The 24892-nt window shown below is 69.2% G+C and carries 23 protein-coding genes; 9 read left to right on the plus strand and 14 right to left on the minus strand.

The features are described 5' to 3' along the window. Positions 1-20: 20 nt before the first annotated feature. The 10 genes from ACIBL3_RS05925 to ACIBL3_RS05970 form a co-directional block, all read right to left on the minus strand. Complete coding sequence (locus ACIBL3_RS05925; protein WP_396352040.1) at positions 21-1673, minus strand: cation acetate symporter; 1653 nt, start codon at positions 1671-1673, stop codon at positions 21-23. Further along, positions 1670-2011 carry a DUF485 domain-containing protein gene (locus tag ACIBL3_RS05930; RefSeq protein ID WP_396352041.1) on the minus strand — a complete coding sequence of 114 codons (342 nt, stop codon included), beginning with the start codon at positions 2009-2011 and terminating at the stop codon, positions 1670-1672. The genes ACIBL3_RS05925 and ACIBL3_RS05930 overlap by 4 nt, the downstream gene beginning before the upstream one ends. A gap of 96 nt (positions 2012-2107) precedes the next feature. Next, positions 2108-2971 (minus strand): class I SAM-dependent methyltransferase, encoded by an 864-nt coding sequence (locus ACIBL3_RS05935; protein ID WP_396352043.1) that lies wholly within the window; start codon positions 2969-2971, stop codon positions 2108-2110. A 38-nt stretch (positions 2972-3009) separates the two neighbouring features. Next, positions 3010-3747: a cytidylyltransferase domain-containing protein gene (locus ACIBL3_RS05940; protein ID WP_396352044.1), complete on the minus strand. Its 738-nt coding sequence runs from the start codon at positions 3745-3747 to the stop codon at positions 3010-3012. Further along, positions 3735-4550, minus strand: a complete 816-nt coding sequence (locus ACIBL3_RS05945) for a hypothetical protein (protein ID WP_396352045.1) — start codon at positions 4548-4550, stop codon at positions 3735-3737. The genes ACIBL3_RS05940 and ACIBL3_RS05945 overlap by 13 nt, the downstream gene beginning before the upstream one ends. After that, complete coding sequence (locus ACIBL3_RS05950) at positions 4550-5929, minus strand: hypothetical protein (RefSeq protein WP_396352046.1); 1380 nt, start codon at positions 5927-5929, stop codon at positions 4550-4552. The genes ACIBL3_RS05945 and ACIBL3_RS05950 overlap by 1 nt, the downstream gene beginning before the upstream one ends. A gap of 28 nt (positions 5930-5957) precedes the next feature. Beyond that, the gene (locus tag ACIBL3_RS05955) at positions 5958-7082 is read right to left on the minus strand and encodes a DegT/DnrJ/EryC1/StrS family aminotransferase (protein WP_396352047.1); all 1125 of its coding nucleotides are present in this window, start codon (positions 7080-7082) and stop codon (positions 5958-5960) included. Beyond that, a complete protein-coding gene (pseB, locus tag ACIBL3_RS05960) occupies positions 7082-8062 on the minus strand; it encodes a UDP-N-acetylglucosamine 4,6-dehydratase (inverting) (protein WP_396352048.1) in 981 nt (326 codons plus the stop codon). The genes ACIBL3_RS05955 and pseB overlap by 1 nt, the downstream gene beginning before the upstream one ends. Positions 8063-8170: 108 nt before the next feature. Then, positions 8171-8605 carry a type II toxin-antitoxin system VapC family toxin gene (locus ACIBL3_RS05965; protein WP_396352049.1) on the minus strand — a complete coding sequence of 145 codons (435 nt, stop codon included), beginning with the start codon at positions 8603-8605 and terminating at the stop codon, positions 8171-8173. Then, positions 8595-8822 carry an AbrB/MazE/SpoVT family DNA-binding domain-containing protein gene (locus ACIBL3_RS05970; protein WP_396352051.1) on the minus strand — a complete coding sequence of 76 codons (228 nt, stop codon included), beginning with the start codon at positions 8820-8822 and terminating at the stop codon, positions 8595-8597. Before ACIBL3_RS05970 ends, ACIBL3_RS05965 begins: the two co-directional genes overlap by 11 nt. A 110-nt stretch (positions 8823-8932) precedes the next feature. Here ACIBL3_RS05970 and ACIBL3_RS05975 point away from each other — a divergent pair, with 110 nt between their 5' ends. After that, complete coding sequence (locus ACIBL3_RS05975) at positions 8933-9955, plus strand: PseG/SpsG family protein (RefSeq protein ID WP_396352053.1); 1023 nt, start codon at positions 8933-8935, stop codon at positions 9953-9955. Here ACIBL3_RS05975 and ACIBL3_RS05980 read toward each other — a convergent pair. Further along, entirely contained in the window at positions 9948-10337 is a 390-nt protein-coding gene (locus tag ACIBL3_RS05980; protein ID WP_396352055.1) for a hypothetical protein, read from the minus strand. The two genes, ACIBL3_RS05975 and ACIBL3_RS05980, sit on opposite strands and share 8 nt — an antisense overlap. Positions 10338-10405: 68 nt before the next feature. Between ACIBL3_RS05980 and ACIBL3_RS05985 the strand changes: the two genes are divergently transcribed. From ACIBL3_RS05985 to ACIBL3_RS06010, 6 genes are all read left to right on the plus strand, one after another. Beyond that, positions 10406-11380 carry a glycosyltransferase family 2 protein gene (locus tag ACIBL3_RS05985; RefSeq protein ID WP_396352056.1) on the plus strand — a complete coding sequence of 325 codons (975 nt, stop codon included), beginning with the start codon at positions 10406-10408 and terminating at the stop codon, positions 11378-11380. A 179-nt stretch (positions 11381-11559) separates the two neighbouring features. After that, positions 11560-12312 (plus strand): N-acetyltransferase, encoded by a 753-nt coding sequence (locus tag ACIBL3_RS05990; RefSeq protein ID WP_396352057.1) that lies wholly within the window; start codon positions 11560-11562, stop codon positions 12310-12312. A 53-nt stretch (positions 12313-12365) separates the two neighbouring features. After that, complete coding sequence (locus ACIBL3_RS05995) at positions 12366-14648, plus strand: glycosyltransferase family 2 protein (RefSeq protein ID WP_396352059.1); 2283 nt, start codon at positions 12366-12368, stop codon at positions 14646-14648. Beyond that, positions 14648-15472 (plus strand): hypothetical protein, encoded by an 825-nt coding sequence (locus ACIBL3_RS06000; RefSeq protein ID WP_396352060.1) that lies wholly within the window; start codon positions 14648-14650, stop codon positions 15470-15472. Before ACIBL3_RS05995 ends, ACIBL3_RS06000 begins: the two co-directional genes overlap by 1 nt. Positions 15473-15626: 154 nt before the next feature. Then, positions 15627-17285: a hypothetical protein gene (locus ACIBL3_RS06005; protein ID WP_396352062.1), complete on the plus strand. Its 1659-nt coding sequence runs from the start codon at positions 15627-15629 to the stop codon at positions 17283-17285. Continuing rightward, positions 17282-19468, plus strand: coding sequence for a glycosyltransferase family 2 protein (locus tag ACIBL3_RS06010; protein ID WP_396352063.1), 2187 nt, complete (start codon positions 17282-17284; stop codon positions 19466-19468). The genes ACIBL3_RS06005 and ACIBL3_RS06010 overlap by 4 nt, the downstream gene beginning before the upstream one ends. Here ACIBL3_RS06010 and ACIBL3_RS06015 read toward each other — a convergent pair. From ACIBL3_RS06015 to ACIBL3_RS06025, 3 genes are all read right to left on the minus strand, one after another. Then, positions 19401-20792 carry a class I SAM-dependent methyltransferase gene (locus ACIBL3_RS06015; RefSeq protein WP_396352064.1) on the minus strand — a complete coding sequence of 464 codons (1392 nt, stop codon included), beginning with the start codon at positions 20790-20792 and terminating at the stop codon, positions 19401-19403. The two genes, ACIBL3_RS06010 and ACIBL3_RS06015, sit on opposite strands and share 68 nt — an antisense overlap. A 103-nt stretch (positions 20793-20895) precedes the next feature. Next, positions 20896-21945 (minus strand): pseudaminic acid synthase, encoded by a 1050-nt coding sequence (gene pseI, locus ACIBL3_RS06020; RefSeq protein WP_396352065.1) that lies wholly within the window; start codon positions 21943-21945, stop codon positions 20896-20898. Further along, the gene (locus tag ACIBL3_RS06025; protein WP_396352066.1) at positions 21942-22448 is read right to left on the minus strand and encodes a GNAT family N-acetyltransferase; all 507 of its coding nucleotides are present in this window, start codon (positions 22446-22448) and stop codon (positions 21942-21944) included. Before ACIBL3_RS06025 ends, pseI begins: the two co-directional genes overlap by 4 nt. A gap of 244 nt (positions 22449-22692) precedes the next feature. Between ACIBL3_RS06025 and ACIBL3_RS06030 the strand changes: the two genes are divergently transcribed. Both ACIBL3_RS06030 and ACIBL3_RS06035 read left to right on the plus strand, forming a co-directional pair. Continuing rightward, positions 22693-24249 carry a glycoside hydrolase family 10 protein gene (locus ACIBL3_RS06030; protein WP_396352067.1) on the plus strand — a complete coding sequence of 519 codons (1557 nt, stop codon included), beginning with the start codon at positions 22693-22695 and terminating at the stop codon, positions 24247-24249. Positions 24250-24379: 130 nt separating this feature from the next. Next, entirely contained in the window at positions 24380-24892 is a 513-nt protein-coding gene (locus tag ACIBL3_RS06035; protein WP_396352068.1) for a DUF4143 domain-containing protein, read from the plus strand.

The following is a 24892-nucleotide window of genomic DNA, read 5'->3' on the forward strand; positions in this document are numbered from 1 at the left end:
GCTAGACCCGCCAGGGGTTATCAGTGCTTTGCCGGGCCCTCCGCTCCGGCGCCGGTGAGGGCGCGGACGGACAGCTCGTTGTAGCGGGCTTCGCTGGACCGGTCCTTGCCGAGGTACGTGCCGAGCACCCCGAACAGGAAGCCGAGCGGGATCGAGACGATGCCCGGGTTCGACAGCGGGAACCAGGCGAAGTCCGCATCGGGGATCATCGGCGTCGGCTTGCCCGACACGACCGGCGAGAAGATCACCAGGACGACGGCCGAGATCAGACCGCCGTAGATGCTCCACACCGCGCCGGAGGTGTTGAATCGCTTCCAGAACAGGTTGAACAGCAACGCCGGCAGGTTCGCCGACGCGGCGACCGCGAAGGCGAGTGCGACCAGGAACGCGATGTTCAGCTTCTGCGCCGGAATCGCCAGCCCGATCGCGACCGCTCCGATGACGAGCGCGGCGAACCGGGCCACCCGCAGCTCCTGCTGCTCGGTCGGCTTCTCCTTGGCCATCACGTTCGCGTACAGGTCGTGCGCGAACGACGAGGCCGACGTCAGGGTCAGCCCGGCGACCACCGCGAGGATGGTCGCGAAGGCGACCGCCGCGATCAGGGCGAGCAGGATCGAGCCACCCAGCGAGTCGGCGCCACCGCCGACGGACTCGGCCAGCAGCGGCGACGCCACGTTGCCCTTGGACGTCTCCACCGCGGAGCCCTTGCCGGTGTCGAGCAGCGCCGCCGCGCCGAACCCGAGCGCCAGCGTCATCAGGTAGAACGCGCCGATCAGGCCGATCGCCCACTGCACCGAGCGGCGCGCGGACCGCGAGTCCGGAACGGTGTAGAAGCGGATCAGGATGTGCGGCAGGCCCGCCGTACCGAGGACCAGGGCGAGGCCGAGGGACAGGAAGTCGATCTGGCCGACCAGGTCCTTGCCGTAGAGCAGGCCGGGCTGCAGGAACGCCTCGCCCTTGCCGGAGTTGTCCGCCGCGGCGCCGAGCAGGGAGGAGAGGTTGAAGTCGAACTTCAGCAGCACCAGGAAGGTGATCACGATCGTGCCGGACATCAGCAGCACGGCCTTGACGATCTGCACCCAGGTGGTGCCCTTCATGCCGCCGATCGTCACGTAGAGGATCATCAGCGCGCCGACCAGCACGATCACGCCGGCCTTCAGGCCCTCGCTCTTCACCCCGAGCAGCAGCCCGACGAGCAAGCCCGCGCCGACCATCTGGGCCAGCAGGTAGAAGATCGACACCACGATCGTCGAGGTCGCGGCCGCGGTCCGGACCGGCTTCTGCTTCATCCGGAACGCGAGTTGGTCGGCCATCGTGAACCGGCCCGAGTTCCGCAGCAGCTCGGCGACCAGCAGCAGCGCCACCAGCCAGGCCACCAGGAACCCGATCGAGTAGAGGAAGCCGTCGTACCCGTAGAGGGCGATCGACCCGGAGATGCCGAGGAACGAGGCCGCCGACATGTAGTCACCGGCGACCGCGAAGCCGTTCTGGGCGCCGCTGAAGGACCGCCCGCCGGCGTAGTAGTCGGCGGCGCTCTTGTTCTGCCGGGACGCCCACCAGGTGATGTACAGCGTCACGGCGACCACCGCGGTGAACAGCGAGATGGTCAGTGCCCGGTTGCCCGGCTCGGCGTCGGCGAGCGGGACCAGCAAGGGAATGCTCGAGACGTTCACCGGCGGCGCTCCCTCTTGTACTTGGCGTTCAGCCCGCTGGCGAGCGGATCCAGCTTCCGGTTCGCGAACCGGCCGTACAGGCCGGCGATCACGAACGTGGAGACGAACTGCAGCAGGCCGAAGATCAGCGCGACATTGACATGGCCCACCACCTGCTGGCCCATGAAGTCGCGCGCCCAGTTGTTGCAGGCGACGTAGGCCAGGTACCAGGCCATGAACGCGATGGTCCACGGCACGACGAAGTTCCGGTAGCGCCGCTTCAACTCGGTGAAGTCGGCCGCTTCGTGTACGGCCTCATACGCGCGGGAGTCCCGCTCGCGTACCACATCCTCGTCCATGAGTTCGAGTTCCCCTCGTACTTCGACACAAACACGTGCACGTTAGCCCCTGGTGGCGCATTTGTGACCTACCGCAACCAAAACGTTTTGCGGACTTCAGAGGTGCGGTGCCAGCGGGGCGTCGAGGGTACGGCGGTAGTTCGCCAGGTCACTGGGGCGAGTCCGGTAACAGCCGGTGAAATATGGCATCCGCAGCGGCTCCGGCGGTCGCGCTGTGTTGTCGTAGATGGCGTCGATCTGCTCGAGCACGGACTCGCGGCGAGACTCGGTGAGGACGGCGACCCGGGAGTGGGACAGGGCGAGTTGCCGCAGACCGGCGCGATCCAGGTCCTGCCAGTGCCGGAACCGGGCCGTCTCCACCCCCGCGAACAGGTCCGACTGCAGCAGGATGGGCATCGGGTCGAACTGGTCTCCGCCGAAGTCGTCGCCCATGATCGCGCGGTCCAGCCGCCGGACCCAGGGGACCACCCGGTCGGCGTCGTTCCAGAGCAGGCCGAGGACGCCGTTCGGCCGCAGCACCCGGGCGATCTCGGGCAGGGCGCGGGCGTGGTCGAACCAGTGGAACGCCTGGCCGACGATCACCGCGTCGACCGAGCCGTGCGCGAGCGGGATCGACTCGGCCGCGCCGACCATGGTGTCGATCCCGGGCCGGCGGCGGCAGATCGAGAGCATCTCCTCGGACGGGTCGACCGCGACCACGTCGTGGCCGAGCCCGGCCGCGACCGCGGCCAGCTTCCCGGTGCCGGCGCCGAGATCCAGGATCTGCAGCCGGCCGGGACCGAGGATCCAGGTCAGCGCCTCGGCGGGAAACGTCGGCCGGGCCGCGTCGTACGCGGCCGCGACGGCGCCGAAGGACTTCGCCCGGGCCGCGTCCATGGCCCGGCCGCCGTCGGCGCCGGCGCCGCCGTTCGGCGTGTCCGGGCCGGTCGACGGCGGAGGTGCTGGATCATCGGTGGTCATCACCGTAAATCATGCCGTAGCAGCAGCCTGCTGCGCTGTCACTCGCCGAGCTTCTTCTGCTCGATGTGTGCGTTGAGCGTGGCCAGGTCCGGTTGCGAGTCCAGCAGCGCGACCAGTTCGGCGCAGTTCAGCTTGTCCGCGGCGAAGTCCTCGATCAGGGCGCTGAGCAACTTCCGGTCGTCCTCGGTGTCCAGCGTGAGCCGGTACTGCGCGCCGCCGCCCGCCCAGGGCACGCTCACCAGCCGGATGTCGCCCGGCCGGTTCTGGTGCAGGTACGGCGTGACGTGCTCACGGTCGACCTGGAGCGTCGCCCGCTCGTCCGCCTCGAACAGCCGAGCCGTGGAGAACACCTCGTAGTCCATCCCCCGCGGGTGCGTGCGCTCCAGGCAGTTCGACAGGTAGACGCTCTTGTCGCCCTCGGCCCGGAACCGTTCGACGCCGGAGGCAACGATCTCCGGATCGATCAGCGGGCAGTCCGACGTCACCCGGACCACGCCGTCCAGCCCGTTCTCGCGGGCCGCGCCGGCGAACCGGCCGAGCACGTCGTCCTCGCTGCCCCGGAAGTACGCGATCCCGGCGCGCTCGGCCAGCCGGACGATCGGGTCGTCGTTGGCGTTCGTGGTCGTTGCCACGATCACCGGAAGCCCGGTCCGGCGCAACCGGTCGACGTGGTGCTCGAGGTAGGTCCGGCCGCCGGCCTCGAGCAGCACCTTGGCCGGCAGTCGGGTGCTGGTCGCCCGCGCCTGCGTGACGACGGCAACTTTCACAAATTCCACCGGAACATCTCCCGGATCTCGGCCGGGCAGGCGACGTGGTCGACTCCCAGCTCGGTGTCGGTGAACTCACGGGCGGTCGCGAGTGGGACGAACGGCTGGTCCATGTCGGGCCAGAGCCGCTTGATCCTGGCCTGGCCGCCGAACGAGGGGTGTTCGTTCTCCAGCACCATCGGGTCGCCGTAGACCCCGGGCTGCAGGCCGAGCGAGGCGCCGTACAGGACGGCGGAGCTGAGCCGGTTGGAGGCGACGCGCCGATGTTTGCGGAGCTCGCGCAGTTGTTTGACCAGGAACTTGGCGTCGGTACGGCGCCAGTGCAGCCCCCGGTAGCCGTGCGTGATGACCCGGAACCCGGCGTCCTTGTAGACGTTGCGGATCGCGGGTTTGTCGTACTCGTTCCAGTACAGGCAGACGGTCACCGGCCCAGTCTCGTGCTCGTTGATCGAGGCAACGATCCGGCCGTGGTCGCCGAGCACGTGCTGTCCTTCCCAGCCGTGGAACGGGTAGAAGATGGTGCCCTCGGCCCGTTTCGCCGGGGTCGCCAGCTCGGGGTGCACCTTCAGCAGGTACAGCCAGACCGAGCCGATCACCGAGTAGTTCCGCAGGCCCATCGCGTGGCCGCGCCGCCGGACACTGTCCGACCAGACGTACTTCGGCATCCCCGGCGCGAACGCGGTGCCGTGGGCGAACCCGTCCAGGATGTTCCAGCCGTGCTGGAGGTATCCCCAGATCCGCGGTGGCTTCGCGAGTCCGGCGTACGACGCCATGATGTTGGCGTGACCGTAGAAGTGGTTGGCGTGGTGCATCAGCGCCGTACCTTCCGCAGCACCCGCCGGACCCGGCGGCGGATCACCCGCGCCGGGTTCAGCACCGCGTGGCCGACCCGGTAGGGGAGCGACCGGCGGATCCCGCTGACCGTGCCCTCGAACAGGATCGCCCGCGCACTCGACGCGGCCAGCTCCTCGGACAGCCGTGCGACCGTCGCCAGTTGCTCGGCGCTGCCCAGTGGCCGAACCATCTCGACGGATTCCGGAAGCTCTTCCGGCACAGTGATTCCGGCCATCGAGGCGAGCCGCGCCGTGAGAGCACCCGCATCCCCACCGGCCGGCCATGGTTGCCGGGAGCCGCTTTCCAGCGTACGGCGGGCGAAGCGCGCCAGGTGCCCGACGACGTCGAGCTCCTGCGCTTCCCCGAACAGCCGGTACGACGACCCGTCGAGGATCACGTTGTCCGGGGAGCCGTTGCCACCGGCATTCAGCCAGGCCACGTACTCGGGGATGATCCGGCGCAGCGTCGCCTGATCATCCACGCGCAGGGCGGCGAGCAGGTGCTCCTCGAGCAGCACGCCCGGGCCGGTGGGGACCGTGTCGGTCGGCAGGGCGGCGGGTAGGTCGCCGGTGACGAAGTACCAGGCGGGTGCGAGCTCGACCGCCAGGCCGGCGTCAGCCGCGTCGAGAACGAGCCGATAGGGGTCCATCAGCGTCGGACCGGCGTTGCGCGCGGCAACGGTCCGGGCGGCGGCGACGGCGGCCAGTCCGTCGACCGTGTCGAGGGCGAGCTGGGAGTCGACCAAGGACGGGAACACCGCGTAGGTCTTGGTGACGCCCACGGCAGTCAGTGCTGCCTGCAACGGTTTGAGGCCGGCGGGGGCGCTGTCGGCGATATCGCGTCCCCAGTCCTCGTTGCGCGGGATCGCCGCGGCGATGGCGGGCTGGATCAAACGCTCGACACCGAAGGAGTTCGTGGCTCCGAGGAGCAGGCGACCTTGGGGCGCGAGCCGGTCTGACAGCGCCGTGAGTGCCTTCGCCCAGGCCAGTGTGGCTGTGTCGGGGCCGACGAGCCGTTCCAATCCGTCCAGCGCGACGACGACGTCGTACGTCTCGTCGGTGCTGAAGCGGTCGAGGGAGCCGCAGTGCACGTCACCCTTGGTGTCGGCGAGCAGCTCGGCGATCTCCTCGGCGTCCGGCGCGGACCGGACCAGGACGTCGACGGACGTCACGCGGCCGGCGATACCGGTGATCAGGTCGAGGGCGTGCGGGCCGGCGACCAGCACGGAGTCACCGGGGTGGAGGGCAGCGGTGAGCAGCGCCGCGGCGGCGGGTCCAGCGGCCGCGGGGCGGGCGTCGACCGGGTGCAGATCCGACCAGTTGAGCATCTCACCGCCGACCAAGATCGATCGGGTCACATCGGACACCTTAGTGCCCCACGAGACACTAACGAACCAGCTTCACCAAGGTCTCGATCACCCGGTCGACGTCGGCGTCGGCCAGGTCCGGGAAGAGCGGGAGGGACAGTTCTTCGGCGTAGAACGCCTCGGCGTTCGGGCAGAGGCCGCGACGGTAGCCCTGCTGCGCGAAGACCGGGTGCCAGTAGACAGGAATGTAGTTCACCTGGACACCGATTCCGGCTGCGCGCATGCCCTCGAACACCTCGCGCCGGCGACCGTCGAGGACGCGGACCGGGTAGAGGTGCCACGCGGGGTCCACGCCCTCGCGCTGGACCGGCGTGCGCAACCCGTCCACGTCGCGCAGCGCCTCGTTGTACCGCGCGGTGATCTCGGCGCGTCGCCGTGTGAAATCCGCCAGGCGCCGGAGCTGCGACAGGCCGAGGGCGCTCGCGATGTCGGTGAGCCGGTAGTTCACGCCGTACTCGTGGACCTCCTGGTGCCAAGGTCCTTCGTCGGTGATCTGGAACCGGTCCGGATCACGGACCAGCCCGATGAAGTGGAACTCATGGGCCCGTTGGCCGACCGCCGCGTCTTTGCAGACCACCGCGCCGCCTTCGCCGGTGGTCAGGTTCTTGGTCGGGAAGAAGGACACCGTGGTCACGTCGGCCAGGTCGCCGATCGGACGGCCGTCGGCGGTGCCGCCGATCGAGTGGGCCGCGTCCGCCAGCGTGCGGGCGCCGACGCGATCGGCGATCGACTGCAGGGTCGGGTAGTCCGCGGCCTGACCGGCGTAGTCGACGGCGGCGATCACCTTCGTGCGCTCGGTCACCGCCGCCTCGGTCGCCACAGGGTCGATCAGCGCGGTGTCCGGGTCAACGTCGGCGAAGACGATCGTGGCCCCGAGCATCGCGGCGGTCGATGCTGTCGCCACGAACGTCATCGGCGTCGTGACCACCTCGTCGCCCGGCCCGACGCCCAAGGCGGCGTACGCGATGTGCAGAGCTGCGGTGCCCGACGTACAACTGACGACGCGGTGCCCGCCGGTCAGCTCGGAGACCGCGTTCTCGAACGCGGTGACCGTGGGCCCGGTGGTCAGCCAGTCACCGCGCAGTACGGCGGTGACCGCCGCGATGTCCTCCTCGGAGATGGACTGGCGTCCGTAGGGCAGCATCAGTCACTCTCGAGGATCTTCTGGATCTCGTCGATCGAGTACCACTGGTCGTTGGTGTCGGAGGCGTAGTGGAATCCGTCCGGCACCGGGATCCCGTCCGCCGGCGGCAGGTAGCCCCAGGTGGCCAGGTCGGGCTGCAGCACGAACCGGTTGCCGATCGCGAGCGCGCGCCGGCCCTCCTCCGGGCTGATCATCTCCTCGTGCAACTTCTCGCCCGGGCGCAGCCCGACGTCGTGCATCTTGGCGCCGGGGGCGATCGCCTCGGCCAGGTCGGTGACCTTCATCGACGGGATCCGCGGCACGTACAGCTCGCCGCCGGTCATCAGCTCGAACGAGTCGACCACGAACTCGACCGCCTGCGGCAGCGTGATCAGGAACCGGGTGCAGCGCAGGTCGGTGATCGGCAACGACTCGCCGTCCGCGTGCAGCGCCCTGAACTTCGGGATGATCGAGCCCCGGCTGCCCATCACGTTGCCGTACCGGACCACGCTGAACCGGGTGTCGTACGCCGCCGCGTAGTGGTTGCCGTTGATGAACAGCTTGTCCGCGGTCAGCTTGGTCGCGCCGTACAGGTTGATCGGGCTGGACGCCTTGTCGGTGGACAGCGCGACGACCCGCTTCACCCCGGAGTCGATGGCCGCCTCGATGACGTTCTGCGAGCCGATCACGTTGGTCTGGACGAACTCCCACGGGTTGTACTCACCGCTGTCGACCTGCTTCAGCGCGGCTGCGTGGACGACGTAGTCGACCCGGTGCATGGCCCGCAGCAGGCGGGACCGGTCCCGGACGTCACCGAGGAAGAACCGCAGCCGCGGGTCGTCGCCGAACAGCTGCCGGACCTCCCACTGCTTCAGCTCGTCGCGGCTGAACACGATGATCCGGCGCGGGTTCAGCCGGTCCAGCGCGTGCCCGACGAAGGCCCGGCCGAAGGACCCGGTGCCGCCGGTGACAAGAATGTCGGAGCCGGTGAGGATTGACACGTCGGCGGACCCTTCTGACGGACAGTTCTTACTGCAGCACGCGCAGTGCAGACACGAACAATAGCTGCCCGGTTCCAGCCCTCCTCAATCCCGCGTCTCACCGCGAGGTCAAGAGATCGCTTGATTCGGAGTGATCAAACCGACCCTCGGGAAGTACGTCGTGAACCGCCTGGTGTCGCGGGTGATCAGGCGGTACCGCTGCACTGCCGCGTGCGCGCCGATGTAGAAGTCGGGCAGCGGCGAGATCTTGGCGCCACCCCGCCGCCGGTACGTCACGAAGGCGTGCGCGGCGAGGAAACCGGCGTGGTACGGCAACGGCTCGCGGCGGAAGTCCAGCACCGGGAGCGCGGCGTCGACGTCCTCGATCCGGTCGAACCCGGCGCACACCTCGGCGTAGATGATCGGGTTGATCACCAGCTCGCCTTCGTCGCGCGCCCGGGCGACCGCGGTCGCGGACCAGTCACCCCACTCCCGGTCGTCGGTCAGGATGTCGAGCAGCACGCACGTGTCGACGAGCACGACTCGCTCGGGCTCACTCGCCACGCAGGAGCTCCATCAGCTCCTCGGTGCTCATCTCGGTCGTCGCCCGCCCGCGCATCTCCCGCACCAGCCGCTGACCGCGGGTCTCCGCGTCGGCCACCCGGACGATCCGCAGCCCGTCGTCCGCCTCGATCACTGCCACTTCGTCCCCCTCGTGGAGATGGTGCTTGCGCCGGAGCTCGGCCGGGATGGTCACCTGGCCCTTGCTGTTCAGTCGCATCGTAGCCTCCCACGTAATACGCATCCTACGTATCACAGGATATCCACAAGTGCGGATAGTCACCTGGGGCCGCGTCCGGAAACCGGGTATGCAGCCGATACGGTCGGGGCGTGGAGCGCGTCGGGGTTCGGTGTGATGTGGGGCCGGGGCGGGGGATCGGGCACGTGATGCGCTGCCTGGCGCTGGCGGAGGAGCTCCTGCGGCGCGGGCTCGAGGTGGTGTTCGTCTGCGACGCGCACACCGTGCCGTGGGCCGAGGCGCAGATCGCGGCCCGGGGGATCGCGGTGCAGCCGGCGGCCTGGACGCCGGCGGAGCACACCGAGCTGATCGCGCGACTTCGGCTGGACGCGGTCGTCTTCGACTCCTATGACCTGGACGCGGCCGTGTACTCGGCCGTCCGGGCGACCGGGGTTCCCACCCTCGCCATCGTCGACGGCGACTTCAGGGGCGCCGACGCGGACGTGCTGGTGGACCAGAACCTCGCCGCCGAGCTGGATCGCCCGCGGTTGCCCGCCAACAGCACCCGGCTGGCCGGACTGACCTACGTGATGATCCGCGACGAGATCCTTGCCCTCCGCCCGCTCGAACCACCCGCTCCGCGGCCGGTCGCCGTACCGAAGGTGTTCGCGTTCTTCGGTGGGACGGACGCGTTCGGCGCCGGTCCGTACGTCGTCCAGGCGCTGGCGGCGACCGGCGTACCGTTCGAGGCCACCGTGGTCGCACCGCGGCCGGAGCTGGCGGACCAGATCGGAGCCGTCGAGCTCGGTCCGCAGCAGGGCGTCGACGTCATCGGTCCGACGGATCAGCTGGCTGCGACCGTGCGCGAGGCCGACCTGACCATCAGTGCGTCGGGTACGTCGACCTGGGAGCTCCTGTGTCTCGGTGCGACGGCCGGGCTCGTGTGTGTTGTGGACAACCAGGTGATGGGCTACGAACGTGCCGTCGCCACCGGTACGGCGGCCGGCGTCGGCGTGCTGTCCAACCTGAAGACGGACCCGTCCGCCGCGGCCGCCGTACTCAAGCGTCTCCTCACCGATCCGGCCGAGCGGGCCCGGCTGGCGGCGGCCGGCTGGGAGCTTGTCGACGGCAACGGTCGCATCCGGGTCGCGGACGCGCTGCTGGCGATCACCTGATCTCGTAGATGGTCGCGTCCAAGGTGGCGTGCCGGAGCCGGACGTAGTTGCGCAAGGCCGGGGACACCTTCCCAGCCCGGTTGTCGGCGTACAGCCAGCGGACTCCGACCTTGCGGAGCCGCTCGATCGCCGCCGGGTTGGGGGCGGTGAAGGCGGCGTCGTTGGCGGCGAGCCGCCCGTAGCTGCCGACCAGCCGCCACAGCGCGAACCCGGGCAACGCGATCCCGAGCCCGGTGAACAGCACGAACCGCCCGACCTCGGTGACCGTCGAGTGCTGGAACAGCAGCACGATCGCCAGCCCCAGGACGGCCAGGCCCGCGAGGAGGCCGGAAAGGGAAGGCCCCGCTGTCCGCGGCCCCCGCCGCCTCGCTCTCGCGCGCATGGCGCCACACTAATGTGAAACCTGTCGCGTCACGAATGCGGAGCGTTACCGGGAGTAATGTCCGAGGCATGCGACCCGATGACCCGGTGCTCTCCGTCGTCGTACCGATGTACGACGAGGAGGAGGTGCTGCCGATCTTCTTCGAGCGGATGCGTCCGCTGCTGGACGGCCTCGGGATCTCCTACGAACTGCTCGTCGTCGACGACGGCAGCCGCGACGGGACGGCGACTCTGTTGATGGCAGCGGCGGAAGACTGGCTGCAGCTCCGGGTCGTGCGGCTGCTCCGCAACAGCGGTCACCAGGCCGCGCAGTCCGCGGGGTTCCGCCGGGCGCGCGGCGAGTACGTGGTGACGATCGATGCCGACCTGCAGGACCCGCCGGAGGTGATCGCGGACTTCTTGAAGGCGGCTCGCGACGAGGACGTGGATGTGGTGTACGGCGTCCGGTCGGACCGGTCGAGCGACTCGTGGCCGAAGCGGACCACCGCCCGGCTCTACTACCGGCTGATGTGCCGGCTGGTCGGCAAGCAGATCCCGTTCGACGCCGGCGACTTCCGGTTGGTGTCGCGCCGGGTCGTCGACGCCGTCAACGCGCTGCCTGAGGACGGCCGGGTCTTCCGTCTGGTGATCCCGTGGCTCGGCTTCCCCAGCGCCGAAGTCCCCTACGTCCGGGCTGAGCGGGCCGCAGGGACGACGAAGTACAACCTGTCGAAGATGCTCCGGCTGGCGTTCGACAGCGTGACCGCGTTCTCGGCGGCGCCGCTGCGGCTGGCGACCTGGTTGGGGCTGCTGGGTGGCGCGATGTCGGCGTTGTTCGTGGTCGGTGCGTTGATCATCAAGCTGACCGGCCGCAGCATCCCGGGCTGGACGTCGACCGTGCTAGCGGTGAGCGTGATCGGCGCGATCCAGCTGCTGTGTCTCGGACTGTTGGGTGAGTACGTCGCTCGGCTGTTCCAGTCGAGTCAGCGCCGTCCACAGTTCCTCGTCGGCTACGACAGCCTCGACGACTCGGGTCACCACACCTTCACGGAGGGAAACGACTAAAGGGCATGTCTGCCGACCCCGTGCGTGCTGCGCGGCACTCGTGGGCGCATCTCGCTGCACCGGTGCAAAGGACACGATGCTCCGCATCGAGCCCTTCGCCCCGGCACACCGAGCTACACCCCCGAGCACCTGCTCGCGACTGCACGGGATCGGCAGACATGCCCTAAGCTCCGTGGCCTATGAGTTGGTACGACGCGCTCGAGGCCGGTGAGCTGACCGTACGGCCGTCCGTGGACGCGGCGAAGCGGTTCGGGGTCTCGATCGACCGGATGTCCGTGTCCGCCTCGGCCGGTACGCCGCTCGCCGAGGTGCTGGCTGCCGTCGAGAAGTCGACGGCCGACGTGGTCGTGCTGCGGTACCCGGCCCGGGAGAACACCTGGTTCGCCGCGCTCGCGAACGGGCCACGGCAGGCGCTGCTGGCCGACACCGTCACCTATTGGTCTCTCCCGGTCGGCAAGGGCCGGCGGCCCGCGCCGCTGGCCGGGTTCACGGCGCGGGTGGAGCCGTCGGCCGACGTCGAGCTGCTGGACGACCTGGTCGCGGACATCTTCGGTGACTCGGGCAACCACTACTGCGCCAACCCGGTGTTCGACCGAGGGCTCGCGCTGGCCGGCCGTCAGGAGTGGGCCCGAAGGCGGATCGCCGCGGTGGGTGGCGTCGTACTGCGCGGTCCGGATCGGCGGGTGCTCGCGCTGGGCGCGATCGACCAGCAGCGCTCGTGGACCGAGATCCAGTTGGCGGGCGTCGTACCGGCTGAGCAGGGACGTGGCCGGTACGGTCATCTGCTTGCCGCGGTCGAGGATGCGTGCACGACCCGGCGGCTGGTCGTGTGGACTCAGTCACACCACACCGGCATCCAGCGCGTCTGGGCCCGCTACGGATTCGAGCCCGTGCATAACCTTCTGACCGTTCACCTCGTTGCGGCTACGTAGAGAGTGCCTTGGGGGCACCTACGTAAGCGACCGCCGAGGGGAGTACTACCGGAGTGACGCCGCGGCTGAGCGTGGTGGTGCCCTTCTACAACGTCGGTGAGTATCTCGGCGACTGCCTGGACTCGATCTCCCGGCAGGCCTGGACCGACTTCGAGGCGATCCTGGTGGACGACGGATCCCCGGACGACAGCGCGGTGATCGCGAAGGAATTCTGCGCCCGCGACGCCCGGTTCCGGCTGGTCCAGCAGGAGAACGCCGGCCCGGGTCCGGCCCGGGACACCGGGATCCGGGAGGCGACGGGCGAGTACCTCGCCTTCGTCGACGGTGACGACCTGGTCGCCCGGTACGGGTTCGCGGCGCTGGTCCGGACCCTGGACCGGACCGGCTCGGACTTCGCCGGCGGCAACGCCCGGCGGTTCAGCAACAGCTTCGGCGTCCGGCCGTCCTGGCTGCACCGGCAGCCCTTCGCGCGCGTCCGGCACGCCACCCACGTGTCGGAGTTCTCCGACCTCGTCTTGGACCGGATGCTGTGGAACAAGGTCTACCGCCGCTCGTTCTGGACCGAGTACCGCTACCACTTCCCGGCGATCCGCTACGAGGACTACCCGGTTGCGCTCAAGGCGCACCTGGACGCGGTGACCGTGGACACCATCACCCAGTCGGTCTACTACTGGCGCGAGCGGGAGTCGGGTGAGTCGATCACCCAGCAGAAGTTCCAGCTCGGCAACATCCGCGACCGGGTCGTCTCGGCGGGGATGGTGATGGATCTGGTCGAGGACAGCGTGCCGGTGGTCCGCCGACGGGTGCACGCGCACCTGGCCCAGATCGACCTGCTGACCCTCATGTCCGCGTTCGGGACCGTGCCGGTCGAGGAGGAGCAGCACCTGATCGACCTGTCCCGTGAACTGCTCGACCGTATCGACGACTCTGTCCTGGCCGCCACTCACCGGTACGACCGGATCCAGCACGCGGCGCTCCGGACCGGCGACGTCGACCTGCTCCGGCAGCTCGCGCGCTTCCGCAACGGCGGCGGTCTGCGCGGCGGCGCCCGGGCAGTGGCCCGACCGCGTCGGCCGCGGCAGCTCGACTACAACTACCCGGGCCTGCGCACGGCCGCCGTACCGCAGGACTTGTATCGGGTGTCGGATCGGGACCTGACGCTCGCGACGAGTGTGCGCCAGGTGGCCTGGGTCGACGGCAAGTTGTCGGTGCAGGGTACGGCGGAGATCCGGCACCTGGAGACCGAACGCTCGTCGAGTCTGCAGATCTCGCTGGTCATCGAGGACGTCCCGCATCCGCTCGAGGTACGGCGGTACGACGCTCTGGACCTGCACGGCGACACCACGCTGGTCGGGTTCGAGGTGCTGCTGGACCGTGAGCTGCTCGCGGCTTGCACGGGTACGCCGGCGCACTTCGACGTCCGGATGCAGTCCGGGCGACGGTATCGGCGGGGCGTGCTCGGCGGGCAAGGACCGGGGAGTCCCGGCTGGTCGCCTGGTGCGTGGATCGACGAGACCAGCTGGATTCAGGCCGGACCGGGGAAGGGCGGCTGCTTCGCCGTACGGCGGTTGACGGATCCCTGCCGACTGACCTCGGTCGAGCGGACGCCGGATGCGCTGATCCTGCGCGGGCGATCGTCGTTCGACCAGCCGTCGTTGTTCGTGACCCGGCCGGTGGTCGGCGGCGAGGAAGAGGCGCCGCTGGAGATCGACGGCCGCGACTTCACCGCCCGGCTGTCGATCCCAGATCTGCTGGCGCAGGCGAATCCGGACGACCCGTTCGGGCAGCGGACGACGCGCGTGCTGCGGCTCCGCGGTCCTGACGGGGAGCAGCGGGTGTTGCTGTGGACGGCAGGTGAGTCCGCGGTCTCCCAGGCCACGAACGGCCGGGTGGTGACGCTGACCCGGTCCACCGGCGGCTACGTGAACCTGCACGAGTCGCCGATCCGGACGACCGCGACCCTTGCGGTTGCTGAAGGCAACAGGCTGGTGGTGCGGGGCGTCGACGGTGGCGAGGTCGACTTCGGCTGGCGGCGCTACCTGCCCGACTCCGACGACCACGTGGACGTGGCATGCCGCCGTACCTTGTCCGCCGAGGGATGGTCGGTGGCTGTCGAAGTCGATGCGTTGATCCCGGCCACGGCGGTCAAGGTCTCCGTCGACCCGCTGGCCTCGCTGGCGGACTGGATCCTGTTCGCGACCAGGCCGGACGGCCGGTCGCATGCCGTGCAGTGCGAGCCGTTCCTGTGCAGCCGCTTGCCGCTGACGATCGCGGCCGGCCGGCACACGCTCGCCATACGACCGCATGCCGGCACGCTGCACGTGGAGGTCCGCTGATGCATCACCACAACTACTACTACGGCCAGTCGCACATCCTGTCGCGCTACGCGGGCTTCGACTTCGACCACCCGCCCCGGCTGCGCGGCTACCTGCAGCACGGCTGGAACATCGGCTGCGGCTGGAACCCGGTGCACGAGTTCTACGACGGCGCCTGGCGGTTCACCTGGAGCGACGCGCCACGACGACGTGGCCATGCCCTCGGTCGCCGGAACTACCACAGCATCGGCGCGCCCTTCCTCTACCTGCTCGAGCTGGAGCGGGAGGAGGCCGAGCCGGTCGAGCGCGAGGGCACGCTGTGGTTCCTCTTCCACGGGTGGGAGGGCGGCAAGATCCAGGGCGACCACCAGCGGCTGATCGATGAGATCCGCGAGACCGAGCCCGGCCCGGTCACGTTCTCCTTGTACTACACGGAGTACGAGCGTCCAGAGGTACGGCGGTACTACGAAGACGCCGGCTTCCGGGTGGTGTCGTTCGGGCGGCGCGGGTTCTCCTACGAGGGTACGGACCGGCGCTTCCTGTTCAAGCAGCTGGACGAGCTGCGGCGGCACAAGCGGGTCGCCGCGAACCGATTGTCGACGGCAATCTTCTACGGCGTCGCGGCCGGCTGTGAGCCCGCTGTGTACGGCGATCCGATGGAGATGGAAGGCGAGAACCCGCTGTTCGGCGGGCAGCGCCGGATCGAGCGACTGTGGCCGGAGCTGCTCGGCAAGTCGATCGACCTCGAGGCCGCCCGCGCGACCACCGACCTGGAACTCGGCAAGCCCTGGATGGTCCCGGCCGCCGAGCTGCGAATGCTGTTCGATTGGAGAGAGCGTGTTTGAGAGGGCATCTGGAAACCCTGCGCCTACTGCGCAGCACTCGGCGGGCACCTCGCTGCACTGGAGCGAAGGTCACGATGCTCCGCATCGAGCCCTCCCCTCCAGCACACCGAGGCACTCCGCCGAGCACTTGCTCGCGACGGCGCAGGGTTCCCAGATGCCCTCTGAGGTCCAGGTGGTCCGCGGTGAAATGCAGCCGTGGACCGATCACACGACTGTCCGGCCGGCCCTTGCGGCGCTGCTGGCCGGCGTTCTGCCCGCGAACCGGCGGACCCTGATCCTCGGCCCGCACTCGCCGCTGCTGATCGAGTCGGTCCTGGCGCACTCCGCGGACGTCACGATCGTGGTCCGTTCGGTCTCCGACGCCCAGGAGTTGAGTGAGAGCTTCGGCCCTTGCTTGCAGGTCGTCGCGGGCGCCCTTGACGGCCTGCGGGCCGAGCCCTTCGACGCGATCGTCGCCGCCGACGGCCTCGACCGGGTGCTCGGGTACGACAGCGACGAGCTCAGCTGGACCGACCGCCTGGCCGCCGTCGCCAGCATCGCTTCCCCCTACGCAGTCGTCGTCCTGGGCCTGGAGAACGAGTTCGCTCTGCTCAACTTGCTCGACGGTCGTCCGGCAGATCAGCGCCACGGCGACGACGAGTGGCGCCCGCTGCACGACGACCCGACCCGCCCGGTATCGGTCGAGCAGCTCCAGTCCGCCTTGCCCTGGGATGCGCAGATCTATGCCGACTTCGGTGCCCGGGCGTTCGTGACCGCTGAGGTCGCCGCGGCTGCGCGCCCCGGCGAGCTACCGACTCGGCTTGCAGTCGAGGCGCTGGAAGCGGTCGACATTCCGCTGCTCTCGCCGATCGCCGAAGGTGTCGACTCCGCCGCCCGGGCCGGCCTGCTGGCATCCATGCCGAGCGGGTGGCTCGCGATCTGCGGAACGCGTGCCGCCCACGACCTCTACGTTCAGACCGGCTCGGGAGTGCTCACGGTCGACAAGGCTGAGCGCGGCTGGCAGACCACGGTCACTGGTGACGACAGCGCCGGCTTCGATGCGAGCGTCGTACCGACTGAGGTGCCGGCCGGCGTGACCGTCGAGTCCGTGCTGATCCGGCTGGCTGCGGCTGAGGACGTGCCGGCGTTCCGCAAGCTGGCTGCCCGGCTCGGCGAATGGGCCGGCGAGTCCCGGGTCGTGCTCCGGTGGGACGACGTCGTGATCGACGAGGACACCTTCGCGTACGGCGTTTCGCCCTGGGTGACCGAGGAGCCGACGGACACGGCCGACCTGCTGGCGGCCGCATGGTCCCGCTTCCATGACCGCCTGATCGGTCAGCACCGGCGCCACCCGTGGCCACCGTGGATGGTTGGCGACGACCTGGTCGCCGCGTGGCTGGGCATGTCCGGGATCGAACCGCCGGAGCAGCTCGCCGCGTCCTCGTCGGACACCCCGTCCGAGTCCGTCGACCACGTTGCCCGCGGCAAGGAAATCGCCGCCGCGCTCTCCGAGTCGCTCGAAACCCGTGAGCAGCCGGTGGTCGACGTACGGACCGCGATGGCCGACGCGGAGCGGGCGCGGCACGAGCTGGTCGAGCTGAAGGGGCACGTCTTCGGGCTCGAGCGCACGCTCGGGTTCCGCAACAAAGCGATGAAGACCCGGGAGAACCGGATCCGGGAGTTGCGGACCCAGCTGCAGAAGCTGACCGTGGACCACGACCGCATCCGCGGATCGCGCACGTACGCGGTCTCCCGGGTGATCTTCCACGCGGCTCAGATCCGCCGGCCGCACGTGGTCGCGCGCAAGCTGTCCCGTCGCTGGCGCAGGCGATGACGACGCCGCGGCTGAGTGTGGTGGTGCCGTTCTACAACGTCGGCGCGTACCTCGGCGACTGTCTCGACTCGATCCAGCGCCAGACCTGGACCGACTTCGAGGCGATCCTGGTCGACGACGGCTCACTGGACGACAGCGCGGTGATCGCGAAGGAGTACTGCGCCCGGGACTCCCGGTTCCGGCTGGTCCAGCAGGACAACGCCGGACTCGGACCGGCTCGCAACACCGGCGTCGACCACGCCGTCGGTGAGTACGTCGCCTTCGTCGACAGCGACGACCTGGTCACCCGGCATGGCCTCGGGCTGCTGGTCCGGACGCTCGACCGGACCGGGTCGGACTTCGCCGGCGGCAATGCGCGGCGGTTCAACAACAGCTACGGCGTCCGGCCGTCGTACTTGCACGGGCAGTGCTTCACCCGGGACCGGTTCGCCACGCACGTCTCGGAGACGTCCGAGCTCGTGCTGGACCGGATGGTGTGGAACAAGGTCTACCGGCGATCCTTCTGGACCGAGTACGGGTACCGCTTCCCGGCGATCCGGTACGAGGACTACCCGGTCACGCTCAAGGCGCACCTCGACGCGGTCACCGTCGACACCCTCGCGGCTCCGGTGTACTACTGGCGCGAGCGGGAGTCGGGCGACTCGATCACCCAGCAGAAGTTCCAGCTCGGCAACCTCCGCGACCGGGTCGTCTCGGCTGGCCTGGTGCTGGACATGGTCGCGGATGCGCTCCCGTCGATCCGTCGTGGAGTGCACGCGCACTTCACTCAGATCGACCTGCACGCACTGCTGGCCGCCTTCGCCACTGCGCCCGCGGAGGAAGAGCCGCAGCTCGCCGACCTCGCCCTGCAGATGCTCGATCGGCTGGACGAATCGGTGCTCGACGAAGCGCCGCCGCTCCACCGGATGCAGCACGCGGCGCTCCGGTCCGGCGACCTCGAACTGCTCCATGAACTCACCACGTCGGGCGAGGCGCCCCGGTCGTGGCGTCCGTCGAAGGACGACCTGACCCTGGCGACGAGTGTGCGCGAGGTGCGCTGGGTCGACGGCAAGTTGTCGATCAAGGGCACTGCCGAGATCCGGCACCTGGAGGATCGCGGCTCGTCGAGTCTCCGGATCGCCCTCGTCATCACCGACCGGCACTATCCCTTGCGGGTACGGCGATCTGGCGAGGACTTCGAGGTGGTCCTGGATCAGTCGTTGCTGGCCAAGTGCACGGCCGGTCCGGCGCATTTCGACGTACGTCTTCGAGTCGGCCGGATCCGGCGGCACGGCGTGCTGCGCGGGCAACGGGCCGGCAGCCCGGGGTGGCCGCCCGGTGCGTGGATCGACGAGACCAGCTGGATTCAGCCGGGTCCCGGGAAGGACGGGTGCTTCGCCGTACGGCGGCTGACGGATCCGTGCCGCGTGACCTCGGTCGAGCAGACCCCGGACGCGTTGGTGCTGCACGGGCGGTCGTCGTTCGACGAGCCGTCGTTGTTCGTCACCCGGCCGGTCGCGGGTGGCGAGGCGGAGGTGCCGCTGGAGGTCGACGGGCGCGACTTCACGGCGCGGCTGCCGATCGGGCCGATTCTCGAGGAGACGAATCCGGACGACCCGTTCACCCAGCGGACGACGCGGGCGTTCCGGCTCCGCGGTCCCGCCGGGCAGGACCAGGCGCTGTTGTGGACGGCCGGTGACCGATTGGCTTCCCATGCCGAGGGTGGTCGGGTCGTGATGCTGACCCGCTCGACCGGTGGGTACGTGAACCTGCACGAGTCGCCGATCCGGACCACGGCGACCGCTGCGGTTGCTGCTGGCAACATGTTGGTGGTGCGCGGTCCGGACTGGGGTGACGTTTCGTTCGCCTGGCGACGGTATCTGGCCGGCTCGGATGACCACGTGGATGTGGCCTGCCGGCGAACCTTCTCGAACGACGGCTGGGCGGCGGTTGTGGACGTCGAGGCGTTGACTGCTGTCAATGACGCGGAGTGGATCCTGTTTGCGACGATGCCGGACGGTTCGTCACACGCCGTACAGTGCGAGCCGTTCCTGTCCAGCCGGCTGCCGTTGACGGTCTCGCGGGGTGCTTACGAGCTCGCCGTACGCCCGCAGGCCGGGACGTTGCACATCCTCGTCAGCGACGCGCGACCAGCAGTTGGTGGGTATCCGGCCAGTCCAGCGGTTCGCCGTCGGGCGTCGTGATCGACGCGACGGGCGCGATGCGGTTGTCCACCACCCAGTCGTTGCGCCACGCCTTCGAGGCCGGGTCGATGGTGAAGCCCGCCTGCTCGGCGACCGTGGACCAGCCGGCGAAGTTCAGCCCGCAGAACTGTTCGTGCGTCTCGCTCAGCCAGTTGTCGACGTAGTCCTTCCGGGTGAGGAAGTCCATCGCATCGGCCAACCGGAGCACGAGCCCGTTGTCGCGTACGGCGTACTCGAAGGGGACCTGCGCGTTGCGCCGGAAGTCGTGGGCGAACTGGAAGAACCTTGCGCGGGTGGAGAGCTTGCCGACGTACGCCGCCGGGTCGTCGAGGGCCTCGAGCTCGGTGACGTCGTCCGGGTTGATACCGTCGCTGTCGTCGAGCCGCAGTACGACGGGACGGTCGGGCTCATCCGGTCCGCAGACGTCGGAGTTGACCCAGACGCCGCCGGGCGCGGTGTGCGCGAAGAGTGCGTCGGCGAACCGCTGGACCGTGTCGGGGCGGGACCCGTCGGCGTACGACCAGATCTCGTGAGTGAGGGCGAGCGTGAGCGTGCTGTGGATCGAGCGGGCCGGGAAGACGGCTGAGCCGAGCATGTTGCGCTGGTAGAAGTAGACGTTCGGGTTGGTGAACAGGCCCTGGTCCTTCTTGTGCACGCACTCGGCGTACAGGTGGCGGGCGACCTCGACGCCGATCAGGTCCGACTCGTGGAACCGCGGATCCGCGTCGACCAGCTGCAGCGTCGCGCCGGTCGCGCAGCCGATGTCGAGGATCCGGCCGGGCTGCACGAAGTCCTTGATCTGCCGCCACTTCCGGTCGGCGGCGGTCTCGAAGGCGTCGGCGTACGTCTTGTAGTCCCGCGTCGTGGTCAGCCCGCCGTCGTCGCCGACCACGGGGTCGTTCACGCAGCGGGCGATGTGCGCGTCCAGGCCGTACCGCTCGAACACGTTCACCGTCGCGGGGTGTGCGAGCTCCCGCCACTGGTCATTGCCGTCGGCAATCATCAGCAGCACGTCCCAGGGTCGCGCGACCCCGGGCGGCTCGACGCCGATCACGTCGTACCCGAGCTGTTCGTACAGCTTGCTCACCTCGGGCGTCGAACACGCAACCACGGTGTTCTCCGGCGTCAACCGCACCAGGTCGTCGGTCCCCGCCCCGATCGCCTTGACCGTCACCTCCGCAAACTCATCCGTCGGCCGCGTGTCCACCACCCCCACCACGACCGACCGAATCCCCTCCACCACACTGAACCGCTCGATCGCCGCCTCACGCCTGGTGAGCCCCACCGGATTCCGCTTCGTCGTGTGGTGATTGGCCGAGGTCACCGCCCAAACCACAGTCCGACCGCGGCCATGCTCCCTGAGAAACTCCCCCTGAAACCGAGTCAACACATGATGCCGCCCCGGAAACAACAAGTACTCGGTCATCTCAGAGGAGGTCCCAGGTGAGGGGGGTGCCGGCGGGGGTGTTGGTGCGGAAGGGGCGGCCGGTGACTTGGGGGAGGAGGTCGGGGGCGAGGCCGCCGGCGGGGCGGACGGAGCGGACGTTGTCGGGGGTGACGAGGTCGCCGGCCTGGACGTCTTTGGTGACGTAGAGGGAGCGGCGGAAGCGCAGGACGTTCTGTTCGGCTTGCTTGGGGCCGATGATCGGCTGGCCGAGGGCGAGTTGGGCGATGCGGGTGTTCTCGACCAGTGATTCGAGTTCGCCCGGCTCGAGGGAGAAGGCGGAGTCGACGCCGCCGTCGACGCGCTTCAGGGTGACGTGCTTCTCGATGACGGTCGCGCCCAGGGCGACGGCCGCGATGGCGGCGCCGATGCCCATGGTGTGGTCGGACAGGCCGACCTGGACGCCGAGCGCGTCGCGGAGGACCGGGATCGCGCGCAGGTTGGACTGCTCCGGTGGCGCCGGGTAGCTCGCCGTACAGGACAGCACGATGATCTGCTCGTTGCCGGTCGAGCGGGCGGCGCGGACCGCGGCGTCGATGTCGGTCAGCGTCGCCGAGCCGGTCGAGATGATGATCGGCTTGCCGGTCTCCGCCATCCCGCGGACCAGCGGCAGGTCGCCGATCTCGTTCGAGGCGACCTTGTATGCCGGGACGTTCAGCTTCTGCAGGAAGTCGATCGCGGTCTGGTCGAACGCCGACGAGAACGCCACCAGGCCGAGTGACGTGGCCAGGTCGAACAGCGGCTCATGCCACTCCCAGGGCGTGTGAGCTTCGGCGTACAGGTCGTACAGCCGGGCGTCGGCCCACAGTTCGTGCTCGGACGGCAGCCGGAAGGCCGGCAGGTCGACGTCGAGCGTCATGGTGTCCGCGGTGTACGTCTGCAGCTTCAGCGCCTGCGCCCCGGACTCGGCCACCGCCCGGACGATGTCCTTGGCCCGCTCGAGATCGCCGTTGTGGTTCCCCGACATCTCCGCGATGACGAACGGCTGGTGGTCCGGCCCGACCTGCACACCGCCGATGTCGATCGTGCTCATTTCGTCCCCTGTCTGCGGTCCTGCTTGCGCAGGCTGATCGGAATCACGGTGAGCTCGCGGCCGTCGGCGTACCGGATCTCCGGCGTTCCCTCGACGAACCGGAACCGGCGGTTCATCTGCCGGACCACGGTGTTGTGCTCCAGCACGTCGCCGGTGAGCAGGTCGACGCCGAGGACGTCGAACGCGTACGACGTCGCCTCGCGCATCAGCTCGATCCACGCAGGTAGCGTCTCGCCGCGCTCCGCCAGTCCGTCGGCGTCGAGGAAGAAGCCCCACGCCGCCGTGGATCCTTCGATGTCGAAGAAGTTCACCACCCCGGCGATCGCACCGGCGCGCTCATAGACCAGCACCCGGCGGCTCGGGTCGACGGAAGCCTTCGCCCACCACGCCGCGTGCTCGTCGGCACCGATCTCGTGCGAGGTGATGCTCACGTCGCGGTTGGCCTGCTGGTTCCGCAGCCGCCGGATCGTGTCGACATCGAATTCAGTGGCGCTGCGCAGCATGCACCTAACCTAGCGCCTCGTCGAGGTGCGTTCGGCACGCCTGGCGGCGCCCCAGACGCCCGCTGGCGGCGTTGTCGTCGTCGCGCAATGCTCCGCATTGCTCTCCTCCTCCGCCTTGCCAGCGACCGACTGGACCACCGCCAGTCGCACCAACGCACCTCGACGAGGCGCAGCGTCTTCTCTGCACGGCCCTTCGTGTGTAAACATCTTTCGAGTTCATCGGCGGAGATGGTCGGAGAGTGACATGAGAGTCTGGCGAGTCATGGGCGTCCTCGGCGTGACGGCAGGGCTGCTGCTGAGCGGTCTGACCGGTACGGCGTCCGCCGTACCCGCACCTGATAACCGGTGCGCGCCCAATGCGTCCACACCGCTCCGGCAGTTCCGGGCGAGCTGGGTGGCGTCGGTGGTGAACATCGACTGGCCGTCGAAGACCGGTCTGACCGCTGCCCAGCAGCAGGCCGAGCTGATCGGCTGGCTCGACGACGCGGTCCGGCAGCGCCACAACGCCGTGATCCTGCAGGTGCGCCCGACCGCGGACGCGTTCTGGCCGTCCACGGTCGAGCCCTGGTCGCAGTACCTGACCGGCAAGCAGGGCGGCAACCCCGGCTACGACCCGTTCGCCTTCGCTGTCGCCGAGGCGCACAAGCGCAACCTCGAGCTGCACGCCTGGTTCAATCCGTACCGGCTGTCGATGGGCACCGACCTCAACGCCCTCGTCCCGACGCACCCGGCGCGGCAGCATCCGGACTGGGTCGTCACGTACGGCGGGAAGCTCTACTACAACCCCGGCATCCCCGCGGCCCGCAAGCTGGTCGAGGATGCGATCATGGACGCGGTCGCGAACTACGACATCGACGGCGTGCACTTCGACGACTACTTCTACCCGTACCCGGTGGCCGGCCAGGTCTTCGACGACGCGGCGACGTACGCACAGTACGGCGCCGGCTTCCCGACGCGGGCCGAGTGGCGGCGGAACAACATCGACCTGCTCGTCCAGGAGATGCAGCAGCGGATCAAGGCCGCCAAGCCGTGGGTGAAGTTCGGCATCTCGCCGTTCGCGGTCTGGCGCAACAAGGGCACCGACCCGGAGGGCTCCGACACGACAGCCGGCGTCCAGACGTACGACGACCTGTCCGCGGACACCCGGCGTTGGGTACGCGAGGAGTGGATCGACTACATCGTCCCGCAGGTCTACTGGGCCGGTGGGTTCGCGCCTGCCGACTACAACAAGATCGTCCCGTGGTGGGCCGAGCAGGTGCGCGGCACCGACGTACACCTCTACATCGGCCACGCCACCTACAAGGTCGGTACGTCGACCCAGTCGCCGGACTGGTCCGACCCGGCCGAGCTGAGTGACCAGCTGGCCTTCAACACCGCGGTCCCCGAGGTCAAGGGCGACATCTACTTCTCCGCCAAGGACGTCCGCGCCGACCGCCTCGGCGCGACCACGCTGCTCAACAACACCTGGTACACCCGCCCGGCGCTCATCCCCACCATGCCCAGCCTGGACTCCCGCGCACCCCTCCCGGTCCACGCAGTCCGCGCCACCCGCACCGCCGACGGTGTCCAGCTCACCTGGCGCCCCACATCACCCGACACCACGTCGTACGCCATCTACCGCCGCGAACTCACCGGCGACCACTGCCCCGACACCGACGCCCGCAACCTGATCGCCACCACCCGCACCGTTGGCTACACAGACCTGAGGGCAACCCCGGGCAAGGCCTACATCTACACAGTCACGGCCCTAGACCGCCTCACCAACCAGAGCATCCCGATCCCAGCCGTGCTCCTCCGGTGACCTGCTAACGGTAGTGTTCAAAGTCGGCTAACGGTAGTGTTTGGGTCCGCCGGGCCAAGTCCGTGTTTGCGCTTGACGACGCGGACCCGGCTCGGCTCGAGCGGGCGGCGTCGCCGGTCCTGGTCGACGAGTGGCAGTTGCATGGCTGCTGGAGCCGGTCGACGCCTGGCTGCCGACTCGCAACAGGCTCAACCGACTGGCCTCGGCTCCCAAGCACCAGTTGGCTGATCCGGCGCTGGCGGCGGCACTGCTTGGTGCGGACGCGTCCGCCTTGCTTGACGGCGCGGTGACGGGGCGGCCCCGGATTCGGGACGGTGTGCTGCTCGGCCAACTGTTCGAGGCGCTGGTGACGCTTGACCTGCGGGTGTACGCGCAGGCTGCGGAGGCATCGGTACGGCACTTGCGAACCAAGAACGGCGATCACGAAGTGGACCTGATCGTCGAGCGGGCCGACCAGCGGGTGCTGGCGGTCGAGGTGAAGTTGGCGCCGTTTGTCAGCGATGCCGACGTGAAACACCTTCTGTGGCTGAGAAACCAGATCGGTGACGACCTGCTGGACGCAATGGTGATCTACACCGGGAGCGAGGCCTACCGGCGTCCGGACGGAATCGCGGTGGTCCCCGCAGCCCTGCTCGGACCCTGA

Source organism: Kribbella sp. NPDC050124, assembly GCF_044460355.1.
Lineage (GTDB): Bacteria > Actinomycetota > Actinomycetes > Propionibacteriales > Kribbellaceae > Kribbella.

What these genes read in the sequence shown, in the direction of transcription:
- ACIBL3_RS06005 (WP_396352062.1), top strand. Translation starts at nt 15,627, where the DNA reads ATGCCCTCTGAGGTCCAGGTGGTCCGCGGTGAAATGCAGCCGTGGACC.
- ACIBL3_RS05930 (WP_396352041.1), bottom strand. Translation starts at nt 2,011, where the DNA reads ATGGACGAGGATGTGGTACGCGAGCGGGACTCCCGCGCGTATGAGGCC.
- ACIBL3_RS06010 (WP_396352063.1), top strand. Translation starts at nt 17,282, where the DNA reads ATGACGACGCCGCGGCTGAGTGTGGTGGTGCCGTTCTACAACGTCGGC.
- ACIBL3_RS05945 (WP_396352045.1), bottom strand. Translation starts at nt 4,550, where the DNA reads ATGCACCACGCCAACCACTTCTACGGTCACGCCAACATCATGGCGTCG.
- ACIBL3_RS05935 (WP_396352043.1), bottom strand. Translation starts at nt 2,971, where the DNA reads ATGACCACCGATGATCCAGCACCTCCGCCGTCGACCGGCCCGGACACG.
- ACIBL3_RS05955 (WP_396352047.1), bottom strand. Translation starts at nt 7,082, where the DNA reads ATGCTGCCCTACGGACGCCAGTCCATCTCCGAGGAGGACATCGCGGCG.
- ACIBL3_RS05970 (WP_396352051.1), bottom strand. Translation starts at nt 8,822, where the DNA reads ATGCGACTGAACAGCAAGGGCCAGGTGACCATCCCGGCCGAGCTCCGG.
- pseI (WP_396352065.1), bottom strand. Translation starts at nt 21,945, where the DNA reads ATGAGCACGATCGACATCGGCGGTGTGCAGGTCGGGCCGGACCACCAG.
- ACIBL3_RS05985 (WP_396352056.1), top strand. Translation starts at nt 10,406, where the DNA reads ATGCGACCCGATGACCCGGTGCTCTCCGTCGTCGTACCGATGTACGAC.
- ACIBL3_RS06000 (WP_396352060.1), top strand. Translation starts at nt 14,648, where the DNA reads ATGCATCACCACAACTACTACTACGGCCAGTCGCACATCCTGTCGCGC.
- ACIBL3_RS06030 (WP_396352067.1), top strand. Translation starts at nt 22,693, where the DNA reads ATGAGAGTCTGGCGAGTCATGGGCGTCCTCGGCGTGACGGCAGGGCTG.
- ACIBL3_RS06025 (WP_396352066.1), bottom strand. Translation starts at nt 22,448, where the DNA reads ATGCTGCGCAGCGCCACTGAATTCGATGTCGACACGATCCGGCGGCTG.
- ACIBL3_RS05990 (WP_396352057.1), top strand. Translation starts at nt 11,560, where the DNA reads ATGAGTTGGTACGACGCGCTCGAGGCCGGTGAGCTGACCGTACGGCCG.
- ACIBL3_RS05980 (WP_396352055.1), bottom strand. Translation starts at nt 10,337, where the DNA reads ATGCGCGCGAGAGCGAGGCGGCGGGGGCCGCGGACAGCGGGGCCTTCC.